The 18,081-nt window shown below is 39.3% G+C and carries 9 protein-coding genes; all 9 read left to right on the forward strand.

The features are described from left to right. Positions 1-297 precede the first annotated feature (297 nt). Entirely contained in the window at positions 298-576 is a 279-nt protein-coding gene (locus IQ230_RS04975; protein ID WP_193931003.1) for a hypothetical protein, read from the forward strand. Between the two features lie 77 nt (positions 577-653). Further along, positions 654-5,678 (forward strand): type I polyketide synthase, encoded by a 5,025-nt coding sequence (locus tag IQ230_RS04980; RefSeq protein WP_193930964.1) that lies wholly within the window; start codon positions 654-656, stop codon positions 5,676-5,678. 104 nt (positions 5,679-5,782) lie between these two features. Beyond that, positions 5,783-7,477 carry an SDR family NAD(P)-dependent oxidoreductase gene (locus IQ230_RS04985; protein WP_193930965.1) on the forward strand — a complete coding sequence of 565 codons (1,695 nt, stop codon included), beginning with the start codon at positions 5,783-5,785 and terminating at the stop codon, positions 7,475-7,477. Between the two features lie 55 nt (positions 7,478-7,532). Further along, the gene (locus tag IQ230_RS04990) at positions 7,533-10,841 is read left to right on the forward strand and encodes a PfaB family protein (RefSeq protein WP_193930966.1); all 3,309 of its coding nucleotides are present in this window, start codon (positions 7,533-7,535) and stop codon (positions 10,839-10,841) included. Positions 10,842-10,900: 59 nt separating this feature from the next. Next, on the forward strand, positions 10,901-12,550 hold the full coding sequence (locus IQ230_RS04995) for a PfaD family polyunsaturated fatty acid/polyketide biosynthesis protein (RefSeq protein WP_322742286.1): 1,650 nt from the start codon (positions 10,901-10,903) through the stop codon (positions 12,548-12,550). Positions 12,551-12,555: 5 nt separating this feature from the next. Beyond that, positions 12,556-14,070, forward strand: a complete 1,515-nt coding sequence (locus tag IQ230_RS05000; protein WP_228054598.1) for a thioester reductase domain-containing protein — start codon at positions 12,556-12,558, stop codon at positions 14,068-14,070. Positions 14,071-14,186: 116 nt separating this feature from the next. Beyond that, positions 14,187-14,489 (forward strand): acyl carrier protein, encoded by a 303-nt coding sequence (locus IQ230_RS05005; RefSeq protein ID WP_193930967.1) that lies wholly within the window; start codon positions 14,187-14,189, stop codon positions 14,487-14,489. 37 nt (positions 14,490-14,526) lie between these two features. Next, positions 14,527-16,368, forward strand: a complete 1,842-nt coding sequence (locus IQ230_RS05010; RefSeq protein WP_193930968.1) for a TubC N-terminal docking domain-related protein — start codon at positions 14,527-14,529, stop codon at positions 16,366-16,368. A gap of 72 nt (positions 16,369-16,440) precedes the next feature. After that, a complete protein-coding gene (locus tag IQ230_RS05015) occupies positions 16,441-18,081 on the forward strand; it encodes a cyclic peptide export ABC transporter (protein WP_193930969.1) in 1,641 nt (546 codons plus the stop codon).

The raw sequence follows: 18,081 nt of genomic DNA on the forward strand, positions 1-18,081 counted from the left end.
ATACTAATGGTCAATGTAAACCCTGACCTCTGCCATAGATAAACACTGAACAAATACAAATAAATACTGAACAAATACAGCTGACAGCTCAGTAATTTTCAGATAGTTTGGGAGCCAATTAATCTTTTTTCAAAGTCAAACTATAAACTACAGCAGATGATTTAAAAAAATCTCCTGAATTTATCCCAAACGTTTACTAGAATACAGTATTTACTTTCCTTGAGACTTATGATGAGTTGCATAGAGATGCCAGTTGTTGCGTTTGCTGCAAACCTACTATTTTTGAAAGGGTTATTTATGGCATTTATTAGAATTGAAAATATTGTCATTAATACCAATTACATTGCTGCGATTAAACTCGATAACCAAACTATTTCTGGAGAAAGCAGTGTTTCTATATTAATGGCTACTCCGAAGCTTCCCTTATTTCAAATTGAAGGTGCTTTTCCCAATCATTATCACTATGAATGGATTGATTTTGTAGGTAGGGAAGCCAAGGCACTTCAAGATTACTTTACGAGCTTCAATAATGTGATCGACTTACTACCACAGCACTGTAAAGTTAACGAGATGTAAAAGTCTTTGACCGCTTAATCCATTTTAAGCTCAACAATTTATCTCAATCTGTGCTGCAAACAAGTTATTAAGAGCCTATGTTTGCCTGCAATATTACTGTCGCTTTAACACAGTTACAAAACGAAATTAGAAACTGTGAAACAGCATTGATGAAGCTAATACAAAAGAAAAAAAGCATGGCTGAAAAAGTATTAGAACCGGACACCATCAATACTCAACTTCAAAAGAATCCGATTGCCATCATCGGGATGGCATCCTTATTTCCTCAGTCAAGAAATACTCAACAATACTGGCAAAAAATTATTGAAAAAGTAGATTGTATTACCGACGTTCCACCTTCGCGGTGGGATGTTGATACGTACTACGATCCAAATCCAAGAGCACCGGATAAAACCTATTGCAAACGTGGTGGATTTATTCCAGATATTGATTTTAATCCAATGGAATTTGGGCTACCACCTAATATCTTAGAAGTCACAGACGTTTCTCAGTTGCTTGGCTTAGTGGTTGCTAAAGAAGCAATGGAAGATGCGGGCTATGATGAAAAGCGGCAGTTTAATCGCGATCGCACTGGAGTTGTTTTAGGTGTTGCCTTAGCAAGACAGTTGGCGATGCCATTAGGTGCGAGGTTGCAATACCCTGTCTGGGAAAAAGCCCTGAAAAGCAGCGGGTTATCTGATGCAGATACCCAAAAAGTGATTGACAAAATTAAAAGCGCTTACGTTAATTGGGAAGAAAACGCCTTTCCAGGAATGCTGGCGAACGTTGTCAGCGGACGAATTGCCAATCGCCTTGATTTTGGTGGAACCAACTGTGTTGTCGATGCAGCTTGTGCAAGTTCCCTAGGTGCGTTGCGCATGGCAATGAGTGAGTTACTCGAACATCGCTGCGACATGATGCTGACGGGCGGCGTAGATACCGATAACTCAATTGTCGCGTATATGTGCTTTAGTAAAACTCCCGCAGTATCTCCTAGCGAAAACGTCAAACCTTTCGATGCAGAATCGGATGGCATGATGTTAGGCGAAGGTGTTGGGATGATCGTCCTTAAGCGCCTTGCTGATGCTGAACGTGACGGCGACAAAATTTATGCTGTGATTAAAGGCATTGGCACTTCCAGCGATGGCAAATATAAAAGTATCTATGCGCCACGCCCTGAAGGACAAGTCCGCGCCTTGCGCCGCGCGTACGAAGATGCTGGCTGTTCTCCTGCAAGTGTTGGCTTGATCGAAGCCCACGGTACAGGAACTATGGCAGGAGATCCGACTGAGTTTAGTGCCTTAAAAGCCTTTTTTGAGGAAACGGACATTGGTAAGCAAAAAATTGCTCTTGGTAGCGTCAAATCACAAATTGGACACACCAAAGCCGCAGCAGGCGCAGCAAGTTTAATTAAAACTGCTTTAGCACTGCATCATAAAGTTTTACCTCCGACAATCAACGTGACTAAACCGAATCCAAAATTAAAAATTGAAGATTCACCCTTTTATCTCAATACCGAAACTCGCCCTTGGTTCCAAGGAGATACACCGCGACGGGCTGGAGTGAGTTCATTTGGATTTGGTGGCACAAATTATCACGTTGTTTTAGAAGAATATACCAAAGAACACAATAGTTATCCTTACCGCATCCATCAAACGCCCCAGATTGTGTTGCTATCAGCAGCAATGCCAGAACAATTACAGCACAAGTGTGCAGATTTACTGGCAAAATTGCAAGGTGAAGCTTCAGAAAAACATTTTACCCAAGTTGTTGCAGCATCACGAACACTAGAAATTCCAGTCACAGATGCGCGTCTTGGTTTTGTTGCTAATTCGGTTACAGAAGCGATCGCCTTATTGCAAGTTAGTGTTGAGCAACTCAAAAAACATTCAACTGATTGGGAACACCCCCAAGGCATTTATTACAGACGTAGCGGAATTGATTCTACAGGTAAAGTCGTCGCCTTATTTTCTGGACAAGGTTCGCAATACCTTGAGATGGGTAAGGAATTAGCACTAAATTTTCCTTGCTTGCGCCAGGTATATCAGCAGATGGATAATCTGTTAAGCAAAGATGGGTTGCAACCGATTTCTGATGTTGTCTTTCCGCCGCCAGTATTTGATAATGCCCAACGCCAAAAGCAGCAGGAGGCATTGCAGCGCACAGAATATGCTCAGCCGGCAATTGGAGTCTTTAGTGCAGGATTATATAAAATATTACAACAAGCTGGATTTAAACCTGATTTCGTTGCTGGACATAGTTTTGGTGAATTAACTGCACTGTGGGCAGCAGAAGTATTAAGTGATGAAGATTACTTGGCGCTTGTCAAAGCAAGAGGGCAGGCGATGGCGACTCCCAAAGAACCAAACGTTGATGCTGGGGCGATGCTTGCAGTCAAGGGAGATGTCACTCAAGCAACGACATTAATTAAACAGTTTCCCTTAGTTACGATCGCTAACTTCAACTCAACCAAGCAAATCGTTTTAGCAGGAACTAAGCCAGAAATTACCCAAGTACAACAGGCTTTAAATGGACAAGGCTTCTCGACAGTTATCCTACCCGTTGCCGCAGCCTTTCATACTCCATTAGTCGGTTACGCCCAAAAACCTTTTGCCCACGCAATTGAAGCAACGCGCTTTCAAGAACCAAAAACTTCGGTTTACTCGAATGTGACTGGCAAAGCGTATCCCAAAGAACCCCAGGCAATTCAAAAAATTCTCAAAGAACACTTACTCAATTCGGTGTTGTTTAAGGATCAGATCGAGAATATCTATGCAAGTGGTGGTTATTTCTTTGTTGAATTTGGACCAAGAAATATTCTGGCTAATTTAGTCAAAGATACACTTGGCGATCGCCCCCACTTAGCTGTTGCCGTCAATGCGCACAAACAACAAAATAGCGATCGCACTCTGCGATCGGCAGTTGTACAATTGCGTGTTGCAGGATTGTCTCTGGGAGACATCGATCCTTATCAACTAGAATCGAAAATACCCCAAGTTCAAGGAAATAAAGCACTCAATGTCCGCTTGAATAGCGCCAACTACATCTCGGAAAAAACACAAACCGCATTCGCGCAAGCTTTAGCAGAGACACACGTTATTTCAAGTGCAATCTCCACCACAACTACACCTGCGCCAACATCAGCAACAAACGGACATCATTCCCAACCAATATCCGCTGCTAGTCCTGAACCAAAGACTGTTGTTGCAACACAGCCATCGCTACCACAACCAGTAGCAGTGGATTACCAAAAAATGTTGGACAGTATTGAGTCCACTCTGACACAGTTTAACGATCATCACGGTGACATCTTACAAGTCCACGAACAATCGCTGAAACATCAAACTGAATACGCCCAAACCTTCTATCAACTCACCCAGCAGCAATCATTACTTACCAACCAAAATGCGGCAACTAGAGATAGCTTGGAACGCAGCATGATGCGGTTTCACGATCATCAAGCGGAAACTCTACGCATTCACGAACAATATCTGCAACAGCAGATGGAACATACACACAACTTCTTTGAACTGATCGAACAAAAATATGAATCCGTTATTGAAGGAGGCGTAACAAAAGAAGCATTGAGTCCAACGCCTGTCAGCAACGGTAACGGACATCAAGCTAATGGTAATGGTACTACATTAGTTGAAATCGCGTCTGTACCTCAAACCCAGGAAGAACCACAAATTCCTGAAACCGCATCTGTCATCGTACCGCCTGTTGAACCTGCACCTGAAACGTCAATTGATGTTACTGAGTTAAGTCAAACACTGTTGAATGTGGTGAGTGACAAGACGGGGTATCCCGTCGAAATGCTGGAGTTAGAAATGGATATGGAAGCAGATTTAGGCATTGATTCGATTAAGCGCGTAGAAATATTAGGCGCACTGCTGGAACTCAATCCAGGCTTACCTCAACCGAATCCTGAAGAACTAGCCGAACTGCGTACCCTCGGTCAAATTGCCGAGTATATGAGTAGTATTGCCACAACACTTCCAGTGAAAGCTGCAACAGTAGAGGAAGTAAGTCATAATGCCTCTGCTACACCAGTAACACCGATTCCTGAAAGCCCTCCAACAGAAAAAGCTTCAGTACCCGAAACGTCAATTGATGCTGCTGATTTAAGTCAAACACTGCTGAATGTGGTGAGTGATAAGACGGGGTATCCAGTCGAAATGCTGGAGTTAGAAATGGATATGGAAGCAGATTTAGGCATTGATTCGATTAAGCGCGTGGAAATATTAGGCGCACTGCTGGAACTCAATCCAGGCTTACCCCAACCAAATCCTGAAGAACTAGCCGAACTGCGTACCCTCGGTCAAATTGCCGAGTATATGAGTAGTATTGCAGGGAATTTAACAGAAGAGGAGATACTGCCAAAAAAGCAGGATAGCGGGGAACCAGAGACAAACCACAGTATTATCCGCAGTGTGGTGAAATTAAAAGTTCTACCGCCTCCCGATCGCTTGGAATGCAATTTACCCCAGCAGCACGTATGCTTAATTACTGATGATGGTTCAGCGCTAACGACACAATTAGCCCAAGCTTTGACTGCAAAAGGGGAAAAAGTTGTCGTTTTAAGTTTTCCTGAATCCGTAATTGCCCAAAGAGCAAATGTAGATGATACTATTGGGCGCATTGTCTTAGAGGACTTGACAGAAACTCGTCTGCAACAACTCAAAGAATTACAATACGGTTCGATTGGCACTTTTATTCACCTCCACCCTGCTATTGATAACAGCGAGGAGATTGCTTATCTTAACTCGGAAGCCTTACTCAAACACATTTTCCTAATTGCCAAACATCTCAAAGAACCACTCAATCAAGCTGCAAGTCAAGGACGCAGTTGTTTTGTCACCGTAACTCATCTTGACGGCGAATTGGGGATTGGACAAAAAACAAACTACAGTGCGATCGCTGGTGGCTTGTTTGGACTTACAAAAACACTCAATCAAGAATGGGAATCGGTATTCTGTCGCGCAATTGACATTAGTACTGACATTGATGCCCAACAAGCTGTCAAACATATCCTCGCAGAAATTCAAGATCCTAATCGTTTAATCAGTGAAGTAGGCTACGGCGCTAAAGGGAGAGTCACACTAGAGAGTTATGAGTGTTGAGTGTTGAGTTTAAGAGAGTAGTGAAGTGTTGAGTTAAGAAAATTCTTTTAATTCAAAACTCAAAACTCAAAACTAATCACTTATCAAACTGGGAATAAACAACTATGAAAAGCCAGGTTGACTCAAATTCTGTATTTCTTGTCAGCGGTGGTGCTAAGGGAATAACTGCACAGTGCGTGATTGAATTAGCTAAAGAGAAGCAATGCAAATTTATTCTTTTAGGGCGTTCTTCTCCTTCACCAGAACCTGTTTGGGCGATGGGATGCAATGATGAAGCTGTGCTTAAAAAGCGAATTATGGAGTATTTGGTTGCTAGTGGAGAAAAACCAACTCCAGTCATGGTGCAGAAACAATACAAGGCGATCGCATCTTCCCGCGAAATTCAAGCAACTCTCAATGCAATTGAACAAGCTGGTAGCAAAGCAGAGTATTTCAGTGTTGATGTCACTGATACAGAGGCTTTACAAGCCATTGCCGATCGCTTAACAGCAGTCACCGGAATTATTCATGGTGCAGGTAATTTAGCTGATAAGCGCATTGAGAAAAAGACTTCTGAAGATTTTGACACTGTTTACGCTGCCAAAGTGACAGGCTTAGCAAATTTGTTGCGTTATATTCCTGCAAGTCAGTTACAACAACTGGTTTTGTTTTCTTCTGTTGCTGGATTTTACGGTAATGTTGGACAAGCTGATTATGCGATCGCCAACGAAATTCTCAATAAATTAGCCCATCTCGTGAAATATCATCACCCTGATTGTCATGTTGTTGCCATCAATTGGGGACCTTGGGATAGTGGGATGGTGAGTCCTGAATTGAAAAAAGCATTTGCCGAACGAAATATCGAGACGATTCCGATTCAAGTTGGTGCCAAAATGCTTGTAGAAGAACTTGAATCAACTCATCAAGAAACTCAAGTTATTGTTGGTAGTCCTCTTGTCTTTTCTGAAAGCTTCAGTTCGCAACTTCAAACTTTTCGCATTCAGCGCCATCTAACTGTAGATGCTAATCCATTTTTGCAAGATCATGTTATTGCAAATCGCCCAGTTCTTCCGGCAACTTGTGCAATAGCTTGGATTGCAAATACTTGCGAACAACTCTATCCTGGTTATCAGTTTTCTAACTGCCGAAATTATAAAGTTTTGAAAGGAATTATTTTTGAACCTACTACTCCTATTGAATACACTTTAGAATTACAAGAAACTAATAAAAACAACATAGGAGTTGAGTTTGATGCTAAAATTTGGAGTAAGAATTTAGAAGGGAAAACTCGCTATCATTTCAGCACACAGTTAACTCTAAAACGCCAAATACCTTCAAGTCCTGATTACGCTTCTATTAAACTAAATCTAGATCAAAGTTATTCTAATCAACTGTCTTTCTATCAAGATGGTACGGCAAGCTTATTTCATGGAATGAGTTTTCAAGGAGTTAAGCAAGTCCTCAACATTACTCCAGAAAAAGTCACAATTGAATGTTTACTTCCCAGCCTTAATGAACAACAACAAGGACAATTTCCAGTACAAACATTTAATCCATATATTGTAGATGTACAAATTCATTCATTATGGATTTGGTCACAATATTTTCATCAGCAAGGTTGTTTACCTTCAGCAATTAATCTTTACGAGCAATTTATACCAGTTTCTTTTGATGAAACGTTTTATGTTTCTTGTGAAGTCAAATCTAAAACTGATAGTGCAGTAATAGCTGAAGTTATTACTCACAATAGTAAAGGAAAGGTATATTCACGAATGACTGAAGCAAAGGGAACTTTATTACCTACAAATAAAAATAACTAAACGAACCTGATTAGGTATAGAGAAAACAGAGAAATACTCTGAGGAGTAGAGGTATATGAAGTTGACGCAAAAACAAGCTCCCAAGATAGCTATTACTGGGATGAGTTTGATTGCAGGTTCTTGCCTAGATTTAGATAGTTTTGAACGAACTATTTATGAAGGGAACCAAAATTTTATTGAGTTACCTCAAAATCGTTGGCAAGGTAAAGTAGACTTTCTCCAAGAGTATCAAAATCATAACAAGCAAGCATCTGTAGGAGGTTATCTTCCAGAATCTGTCATAGATTTTCAGCAAAATCAGCAGCTATCGGATGAGATAGAAGAATTGAGTCCACAAGAACTATTGATGCTCAAAGTAGCAGATAGTGCATTGAAAGATGCTGCAATTAAGGAGGGGGCAAAAGTAGCAGTAATTATTGCTACAGCAACTCAAATTTCACTACAAAAACTCTATAGTAAACAGCAGTTTTCTCGACAACTACAAACAATTTTTACTGGAAAAAGTACAACTAGCGATCTTGAATCATTTGAGCGTCATAGTAGCTATAACTTACAAAGTGAATATCGTAGCCCAATAGAAAACACGATCGCCAGCCGAATTTCTGCTTTGTGGCAATTTGAAGCACCAGCATTTACACTGACAGCTGAAGAAAATTCCGCATTTAAAGCACTAGAAGTTGCTCAAAATTTACTGTTACTTGGGGAAGTTGATGCGGTTGTTGTTGGTGCAGTAGACTTAGCTGGTAGTAGTGAAAGTGTGTTATTACGCAATCAGTTAGTCAAGATTAATACAGGTGCGAAAACTTTAAGTTATGACAAGAATGCCAATGGTTGGATCGTTGGCGAAGGTTCAGGGGCAGTTGTTTTAAAATTACATGATGCAATTGAACAAGGCGATCGCATCTACGCCATCATTGATACCATCAGCTTACTACCACAAACTTCATCGTGCGACTCTGCCGCAGTTACACAAGTTTGTCAACGCGCTTTTCAAATTGCAGATATTGAACCCAAAGACATTGGCTATCTTGAAGTTCATGGCAGTGGAGTAGAGGTAGAAGATACCGCAGAAATTGCAGGTTTGCTAACAGCGTATCAAACCATACCTAAACTAAATTGCGCAATCGGTAGTGTGAAATCTAATGTTGGACACACCTATGCAGCATCTGAAATTATTAGTTTAATTAAAACTGCACTTTGTCTCTACTACCGTTATATTCCTGCCACACCGCAGTGGAGTAGTCCTAAAAACCCCGAATGGCAAGATATATTTTATGTTGCAACAGAATCTCGACCTTGGTTTAGCGCCTCAGAAAAGCCAAGACGTGCTGCAATTAATAGTATTTCCCTAGATGGTAGCTACGCTCATATCATTTTATCAGAAGAAACAAGCAAAACTAATCTGACTCGCTTCTACGCAGACGGGAATAGATATTTAACTCAAATGCCATTTTATCTATTTGCGATCGCCGCTGACAATCGTAGCGATTTAATGGCTCAGTTACATAGTCTAGAGCAAAATATTGAGAGTTGTACCTCTTTAACGGCTGCTGCAAGTCAAACTTTTAGCACTTTTCAAAAGCAATCGAATGCGACTTATGCTCTAGCAATTCTGGGACGTAACAAAAATGACTTATTACGAGAAATTCAACGTGCATTAACAGGAATAGAACGTGCTTTTGAGCAAGGAGTGAATTGGCAATCTCCTGTAGGTAGTTATTTTACAGCCAATCCTTTAGGAAAAAAAGGCGCGATCGCCTATGTTTATCCTGCTGCATATAACTCCTATGTTGGTATTAGCAGAAACCTGTTTCGCTTATTTCCTCAAATTTACGACGATGCTGTTATTAAAAATGCTTACAGCCGTGTTGCCAATATTGAAAAACTATTATATCCCCGCAGTTTATGTAAGTTATCCAAAAGACAAATAGAAGATATTGAACAGCAATTGCTTAATAACCCCATTGCAATGCTGGAATCAGAAATGGGATATGCAGGGCTGATGACGACAATCTTTAAGAATTACTTTCAAATCAAGCCGCAATACAGCTTTGGCTACAGTCTAGGCGAAACTAGCATGATGTTTTCTCAAGGCGTCTGGACTGATTTTCAAAAATGTAGTAATGCTTTGAATTCTTCCTCTTTGTTTAGTAGTCGTCTTGCTGGATCTAAAAATGCGGTTCGTGAATTTTGGGGATTACCAACGGTAAAAAAACAAGACGCTGATTTCTGGAGTACATATGTTTTAATGACTCCTGTTGCTGATGTTCAAGAAGTTATTAAAAAAGAAGAGCGAGTTTATTTAACTCAAATTAGTACTCCCAAAGAATGTATTATTGCTGGAGAAACAAAAGCTTGTTTGCAAGTAATTGAAAAATTGAAGTGCGACGCCTTTCGCGCTCCATTTAATCACGTCATTCACTGTGAGGCAATGCGATCGGAATATCCAGAACTTGTAAGAATTAAAACTTTGCCAGTTCAAAATATTCCAGAAACTCTCTTCTACTCGTCTGCTAAATATGCACCAATTCCTCTTGACAGCGAATCTATTGCCCACCATATTGCCAAATGTTTGTGCCAACAAGTTGATTTTCCACGATTAGTTAATCGCGTTTATGCAGATAACGTCAAAATATTTATTGAAGTAGGTGCAGGAAGTAATTGTTCGCGCTGGATTGGCGAAATACTCAAAGATCAAGAACACCTCACAGTATCAGTTAACCGCAGAGGCGTAGACGATCATGCTGCGATTCTTAAAGCACTTGCTAAGCTTCTTAGCCATCGAGTCTCGTTAGATTTGTCGCCACTATACGCGCGATCGCCAAATGATTTAAGTAGCAATCAATTGTTGAAATTAGCTACTTCGGCAACACAACAAAATTCATTAAACTCATCTACAAGTGTTCCTTTTTTACCTCTGAATGAAGACGATCAAAGTCAAGTTGAGTTACATACCTTAGATACTTCAGTTAATCAAAATATCAAATCAGAGCCGCCGAATATGCAAGTATTACAGCAATACCCAAGTACTATTTCAGTAGAAAAAGCTCCTAATCAGATTGCAGACAACAAGGCTATTGAACAACTAATTAATAATCATAAAGATACGCCAATACCATCGGCAAAACAAACAGTTACACATGAACTCACTTCTCCACTTTATCAAAACGATAGCTATTTAAAATTAAGAGAAAATAATCACCATGCGACTCAAGTTCATACGCAATTTTTACAGTCGCGCCAAAAGGCTTTGCTACAGATGAGTAGACTAATTCAGTTACAAATAACCTACTCGCAATTAGCAACTCAAAATGCAAATTCAAGTACTCCAGCTAATAAACCAGTTAGTCTATCTGTTTCTTAATTGTTAGTTTGCGGATGAGTGACTAACAGGTATTGATTATCTTGAGAGGGTTAACAGACGTGGTTAGTGTAAATCCAGTCGTAAATAAGAGCGATCGCATCAAATTCTTAGGTACATCAACTCAAGCCTGGTACGGTTCATTGAGTTCAGTTGCGTTTGATGAAGCAGGAATCAAAGCTAAACTTTTGAATTTAGCTCAACCTTGCTATGTTGTGCGCTCAAATAATCAAATTGGCGTTACTAATGAAGGTTACACTTACACAGCCGATAATGGTAATAGACAAGCAGAACTATTAGCTGCGACTCCTCCTTTATCAACAAAACAACTAGGTGATGCGAGTTTCTTAGACTTTCATCAGGTAAAATATGCCTACGCCACAGGTGCGATGGCACATGGAATCGCTTCGGAAGAACTAGCGATCGCCTTGGGAAAAGCAAAAATATTAAGTTCCTTTGGTGCAGGAGGTTTATCTCCAGCGCGTGTAGAATCTGCCATCAATCGCATTCAGCAAGCACTACCTCACGGACCTTACGCTTTTAATTTACTGCACAGCCCTAGTGAACCTGCAATTGAACGACGTGCCGTTGATTTGTATCTTAAATACGGTGTCACAACAGTAGAAGCTTCAGCTTTTCTTGACTTAACGCCTAACGTTGTTTACTATCGCGCTGCTGGATTAGGTCTTGACTCTCACAATCAAATTACAATTAAAAATAAATTAATTGTCAAACTTTCGCGCAAAGAAATAGCGATAAAATTTCTTCAACCTGCTCCTACAAAAATTCTTAAAGAATTAGTTGCCCAAAATCTCATTACTGAATTACAAGCTACTTTAGCAGAAAAAATTCCTGTTGCTGATGATATCACTGTAGAGGCTGATTCTGGCGGTCATACTGATAATCGACCTCTGGTTTGTCTACTACCATCAATTCTAGAATTACGCGATGAAATTCAAGAAAAATATCATTATCAACAACCTGTTCGAGTAGGTGTTGCTGGTGGAATTTCTACACCTCAATCTGCCCTTGCTGCTTTTATGATGGGTGCTGCTTATGTTGTCACGGGTTCTATAAATCAATCGTGCGTAGAAGCTGGAACTTCACAACATACGAAAGAGTTACTAGCACAAGCAGAAATGCCCGATGTCATGATGGCACCCGCAGCAGATATGTTTGAAATGGGTGTAAAATTGCAAGTTTTAAAAAGAGGAACACTATTTCCTGTACGTGCCCAAAAATTATATGAACTGTATAAAAATTACGATTCAATTGATGATATCCCTGCAGTAGAAAGAGACAAACTAGAAAAGCAAATCTTTCGCAGAAGTTTAGACGCAGTTTGGGAAGATACTGTTGCCTATGTATCGACAAGAAATCCGGACAAAGTTCGTAAGGCAGCGAACAATCCTAAGTTAAAAATGTCGCTGATTTTCCGCTGGTATTTAGGATTATCTTCGCGTTGGTCTAATTCTGGCGAAAAAGGTCGAGAAATTGATTATCAAATCTGGTGTGGACCTGCAATGGGAAGTTTTAACGATTGGGTTAAAGGTTCTTATTTAAGTGAACCAAGTAATCGTAAAGTTGTTGATATTGCTGACCACATTATGCTTGGAGCAGCCTACTTGTATCGCGTTCAAAATTTGAAATTATCAGGGTTACAACTACCGATATCTTTTAGCCAATATCGTCCAATGTTACGGAATGTTTAGGTGTTATGATGTCAGATGCTAATATTACTCTACAGAAAACTTATACAGCAACAGATATTCAAACTTGGTTAATTACACAAGTTTGCGAACAAGTAGGAATTGAACCTGACGAAGTAGATGTTCAGGAATCTTTAGAAAGCTATAATTTGGATTCAGCCCAAGCAATGGCAATCGTCAGCAAAGCTGAACACTTTTTAGGCTTTCAGTTATCACCAGTTTGGTTATGGCACTATCCCACAATTGCAGCCTTATCACAACGGTTAGCAGAAGAATTTACGTTAGATAGTGCTGACCAAGAATTAGCGATTAATAAAACACCCGCATTAGATTTAAGAACAGAAGCTGTTTTAGATTCAACAATTTCTCCACACGGTGCTTTTTTAGATGCAGTAGATGAACCTGAAAGTGTTTTTCTAACCGGAGGAACCGGATTTTTAGGTGCTTTTTTGATTCAAGAATTGTTGCAAAAAACAAGAGTGGATGTCTACTGTTTAGTTCGTGCTGCTAATACAGATGAAGGAAAAAAAAGAATTCAACAAAATTTAGCAAGATATGCTTTATGGCAAGATAATTTTAGCGATCGCGTCATTCCAGTTTTAGGAGATTTATCACAACCTTTACTTGGGTTGTCTCCTGCGCAATTCCAAATGCTTGCTGGAAAAATTGACGCTGTTTATCATAGTGCTGCACTACTGAATTACGTTTATCCCTACTCCGCACTCAAAGCCGCAAATGTTTTAGGAACGCAAGAAATTTTACGATTGGCGTGTCAGTTTAAAGTCAAGCCAGTTCATTATGTTTCTAGTGTCGCGGTTTTTGAATCTGCAGCTTACGCAGGTAAAGTAGTTAAAGAACAAGATGATTTTGAGCACTGTGAGGGAATCTACCTTGGTTACTCGCAAACTAAATGGGTTGCAGAGAGGTTGGTCAAAATTGCAGGCGATCGCGGTCTTCCAGTAACAATTTATCGACCACCGCTGATTGCTGGACACAGCAAAACAGGCTTCTCCAACGTTGATGATTTTATCTGTTTGATGCTCAAAGGCTGCGTACAATTAGGTAGTTTTCCTGACATAGATTATATGTTGGATATGTCGCCTGTAGACTATGTCAGCCAAGCAATTGTTTATTTATCGCAGCAAAAAGAATCTATAGGGAAAGCGTTTCATTTACAGCATCCGCAACCGATTCACATTAGTAAATTTTTTGAATGGGTTAAATCTTTAAACCATCCTGTTCAACTAATGCCATATGAACAATGGCAAGCAGATGTATTAAATCGCGTCTGTTCTGTAGACAATCCTTTGTACACATTACGACCTTTCTTACTAGAAAAGTGGTCTAATGAGCAGCTAACTATTCCAGAATTATATATGCAACCAAGAAGACCACATGTAAGTTGTGAAGATACTCTAGCAGCACTTGTTGATTCTGATATTACTTGTCCTTCAATTGACTCACAGCTACTAAGTACGTATTTATCACACTTAATTAATAGTGGATTTCTACAAGTTGCTTAGTTGATTTTTTAATATCAACACAACCTGCTGCATTCGAGTGCAGGATTACTCTAGATTTATCCTTGACGACTTCCTGTCAGTTAATAAAATTCAGTTTCGTTTGCAGGGATACTCCAATGAATCAATCGCAACCAAATTCCCTAAAACACACGTATACTGCGGCAGAAATTCAGAACTGGTTAATTATACAAATTTCTGAACAATTAGGAGTTGAATCTGATGAAATAGATATTCGAGAACCGTTAGATAGCTACGGTTTAGATTCCGCACAAGCAATACTGATAGCTGGTAAAGCAGAGAAACTACTAGGATGTCAAATTTCACCAGTTTTAATATGGCATTACCCAACGATTGAGGAGTTATCTCAACGCTTGGCAGAAGAATCAGAAGACTCAGACTCGGAATTTTTGGAGATTTAGTTACCTACTTAGTAAACTGTTAGGAGCCTTTCTTATTATGAAACCATCTGAGCTTCTGGACAATCTTACTCAACAAGGCGTACAACTTCAACTGAACAACGATAAACTTAGTATTCGTTCTGGTAAAGGAGTATTGTCATCCGAAATTCGTGCAGCCTTAGTTGCACAAAAAGCAGAAATTATGGCATTACTCCGCCAACAAGAAGTCGCGACTTCCTCTTGTGGTTTAGAGCATGAATTAAGTTTATCAACTATTGGACGTTTAATTAGTGGTTCTGTTCAAAATGCAACAGATTTTAAACCACCAGTTGTCGATCCTAAGTTTATGGCAACAAGGCTGGCAATTACATTTAAACCTTTACCAAAAGGATATAACAATCTACAAGTTATTCAATTTAGAGAAGAGTTGGAAAGTAAGCTAGTAGAGTATGGAGTAAAAGTTTTACCTTGGCAACAAGCAACAAGACTACTTCGCTACGAACTCTCTATCCCTGTAGTAGGATGGAAAAAATATATTAGTAGTAGAGTTGTCAAAATTGGTGTTGATGCTGTTATTGATGTAGAAAGACAATACTCTCATTTAGGAAAAATAGGAATTTTTATAGCAGAGAAAGGGTATGAAATCTATTCTCGTTTTGTAAAAAGGCTTTCAGTTTCTAGAATCGTCAAACTGAGTAGTTGGGCAGAAGAACACGCAGCTAAATATATTGAAGATCCAACTAATACTCAAGTTATTGTAATCACACACATAGATGAAGAACTGATAAATCCTGACATACCTTACACAAGTAAAATAAAAACAGGTTTAAATACATTAGTACGAACCTTTAGCGAGATAGTCTTAGGAGTTTCTGAACAAAAAATTTCTATTTTAAATATGAATCTTTCAGACTCTATATACTCTAGAGAAAATATAGATAAATTTGTATTAAACTCATTAATTCCTAAAGTGTTTGTTCCAATTTTACCACTACCATTAAGTCAATTTGAGATAGGAGAATACACTCCGGAGTCATCTCTTTATGCTACTCAATTGGTGAAACTTGGTAATCAGTTAGCATCCACTGGATTATTTCCTCCTGGTGCTCAACTCAGTCAAATTCTTAAAAGAAAGTCTCATCGCGATATTGTTAATGTCATTGTCAATGGAAGAACTGGTGTTTCTTACGGCTTTGTTGCCTATGTAGAAGCTCCTTATTACGTTGGTGACAGAGAAATTAGCGCAGATCAATGGACAAAACTATATGCTATTGAAGGATTTAATAGTGATGAAGTTCGGCAGAATGAAATAGGAAGAAGATACATTCGTGTTAAAATAGGAACCGAATATTTATATAAACAAATACCAGATGTTTGGCTTGTTAGTTCGCGATCTGGCGCAAACAAAACTGACTTGAAGCTAGAAACTGATGTGATTCGAGTAGGTTTAAAAGAAAAGCTATATTTACAGTTACCTCAAGGAATTACTTCAGAAACCGATATTAAACCTTCTTATGATATCTATGTCATGCTTGCTATTGCTTTAGCCACTGCTTTATACGTACCAAATTTAATTGCATTGGGCGCTCCAATTGTCCATTTTCACGGTTATCCAGCCCAAAAATGGCTACTTTCAAATGAGTATTGTGTTGGAGTTAATAATCCTTCTGTTCCATGTGGTACTTATGAATCAGGAGTCTTCAATTTTTTAGGTATATCAAGCTTAGCAACTCAACGTGAAGATATAGCTTTAGTTAGTTTGATAGAACCCGATCATGGCACAAATGTAATTGCTGCTAACATGGATTATTTAGTAGCAAGATTACAAGCAGGATGTAGTAAAAAACAAATTGAACTAGGGGGAAAATATTTTACTTCACTTCAAACTAATTTGAAGTAAAAATCTTCACCTAAAAGCAACGATCGCACTGCAATCATCTTATATAGTTACTGAGTTGATACTTGATAAAAGATGAATCTTATCCGCCTACTACTGCAAACTTCTGGTATTCATCTTGCTTTAGCTGTGATTGCAGGAATTTTTAGTGGGGCTAGTGCGGCTGGTTTAATTGCTTTAATAAACACAACCTTAACCCAGAATAATACATCAGTTGCATTAGTTTGGACATTTGTATCTTTGTGTTTGCTACGACTTGCGACAAATTTAACCTCTCAAGTTCTATTAATTCGACTTTCTCAAACTGCTATCCTTGACTTACGAATGCGAATGAGTCGCCGTATCCTTGCCTCTCCTTTGCGACAACTAGAAAATATAGGTGCGCCGCGTCTTTTAGCTGTTCTCACGGAAGACATTCAAGCAATCTCGAATACTGCTTTTGTTATCCCTTTTTTCTGTATTAATTTTGCCATTGTCATTGGCTGTTTGGTGTATTTGTACTGGCTATCTTGGTCAGTGTTTCTGATTGCTACTTGCTTTATGCTTTTGGGAATATGCACTTATCAACTACCAATACTCAAATCACGTAGTTTTTTAAAGTTAGCTCGCGACCAAGAAGATCAGCTGTACAATCATTTCCGCGCAATTACTGAAGGAACCAAGGAACTCAAGCTTCATCAGCAGCGACGACAAGAATTTTTTAGTGAAGCACTTTATACGACGGCTCGATCATATCGATACTACAACGTTCTCGGTATGAGTATTTTTGCTGCTGCTGCAAGTTGGGGACAGATTTTGTTTTTTCTAGCAATCGGTCTAATTTTGTTTGTCTTACCAACTCTGACAACCTTAAACGCTTCGGTTGTCATTGGCTATGCACTGACAATCATCTACTTGATGACACCTTTAGAGTACATTATGAGTATGCTGTTGCCACTTAATAAAGCAACTGTAGCGTTACAAAAAATCGAAACTTTAGGATTATCGTTAGTATCTCATTATTCCGACCACCCAACGAGATCAACTAATCTTCATGCTTGGAATTGTTTAAGACTTGTGGGCGTCACTCACACTTATTACCAAGAACGTGAAGACACTAGTTTTATTCTTGGTCCAGTTGACCTCAAAATTTATGCAGGAGAACTATTATTTATCATAGGTGGTAATGGTAGCGGCAAGTCCACGCTGAGCAAGCTAATTACAGGACTTTATCCCCCTGATACAGGTGAGATTTATTTGGATGACAAGCTAATTGGCGATCGCGATCGCGAGTGGTATCGCCAACAATTTTCAGCAGTATTTTCTGACTTTTATCTCTTTGAGCGCTTTCTTGGTATTGGTAATCTTCACCTCAACACTCAAATACAAAATTACCTTGTGCAACTGCAATTAGATCATAAAGTCCATATCGATAATGATACCCTTTCTACCACTGCACTTTCGCAAGGACAACGCAAGCGCCTAGCTTTACTCACTGCTTACTTAGAAGATCGTCCAATTTATGTCTTTGACGAATGGGCTTCGGATCAAGATCCTTTATTTAAGAAAATTTTTTATACTCAGCTTTTACCTGAACTCAAAAGCAAAGGTAAAACTGTATTAGTCATTAGTCATGACGATCAATATTTTGATATTGCCGATCGCATCGTCAAGCTAGAGCACGGCACTTTAAAATTCTATCAGAATCTCTCCCAAATTGGTATTTCTAGAGGATAA

Origin of the sequence: Gloeocapsopsis crepidinum LEGE 06123 (assembly GCF_015207655.1) — a bacterium.
In the GTDB taxonomy this organism is placed as follows: domain Bacteria; phylum Cyanobacteriota; class Cyanobacteriia; order Cyanobacteriales; family Chroococcidiopsidaceae; genus Gloeocapsopsis; species Gloeocapsopsis crepidinum.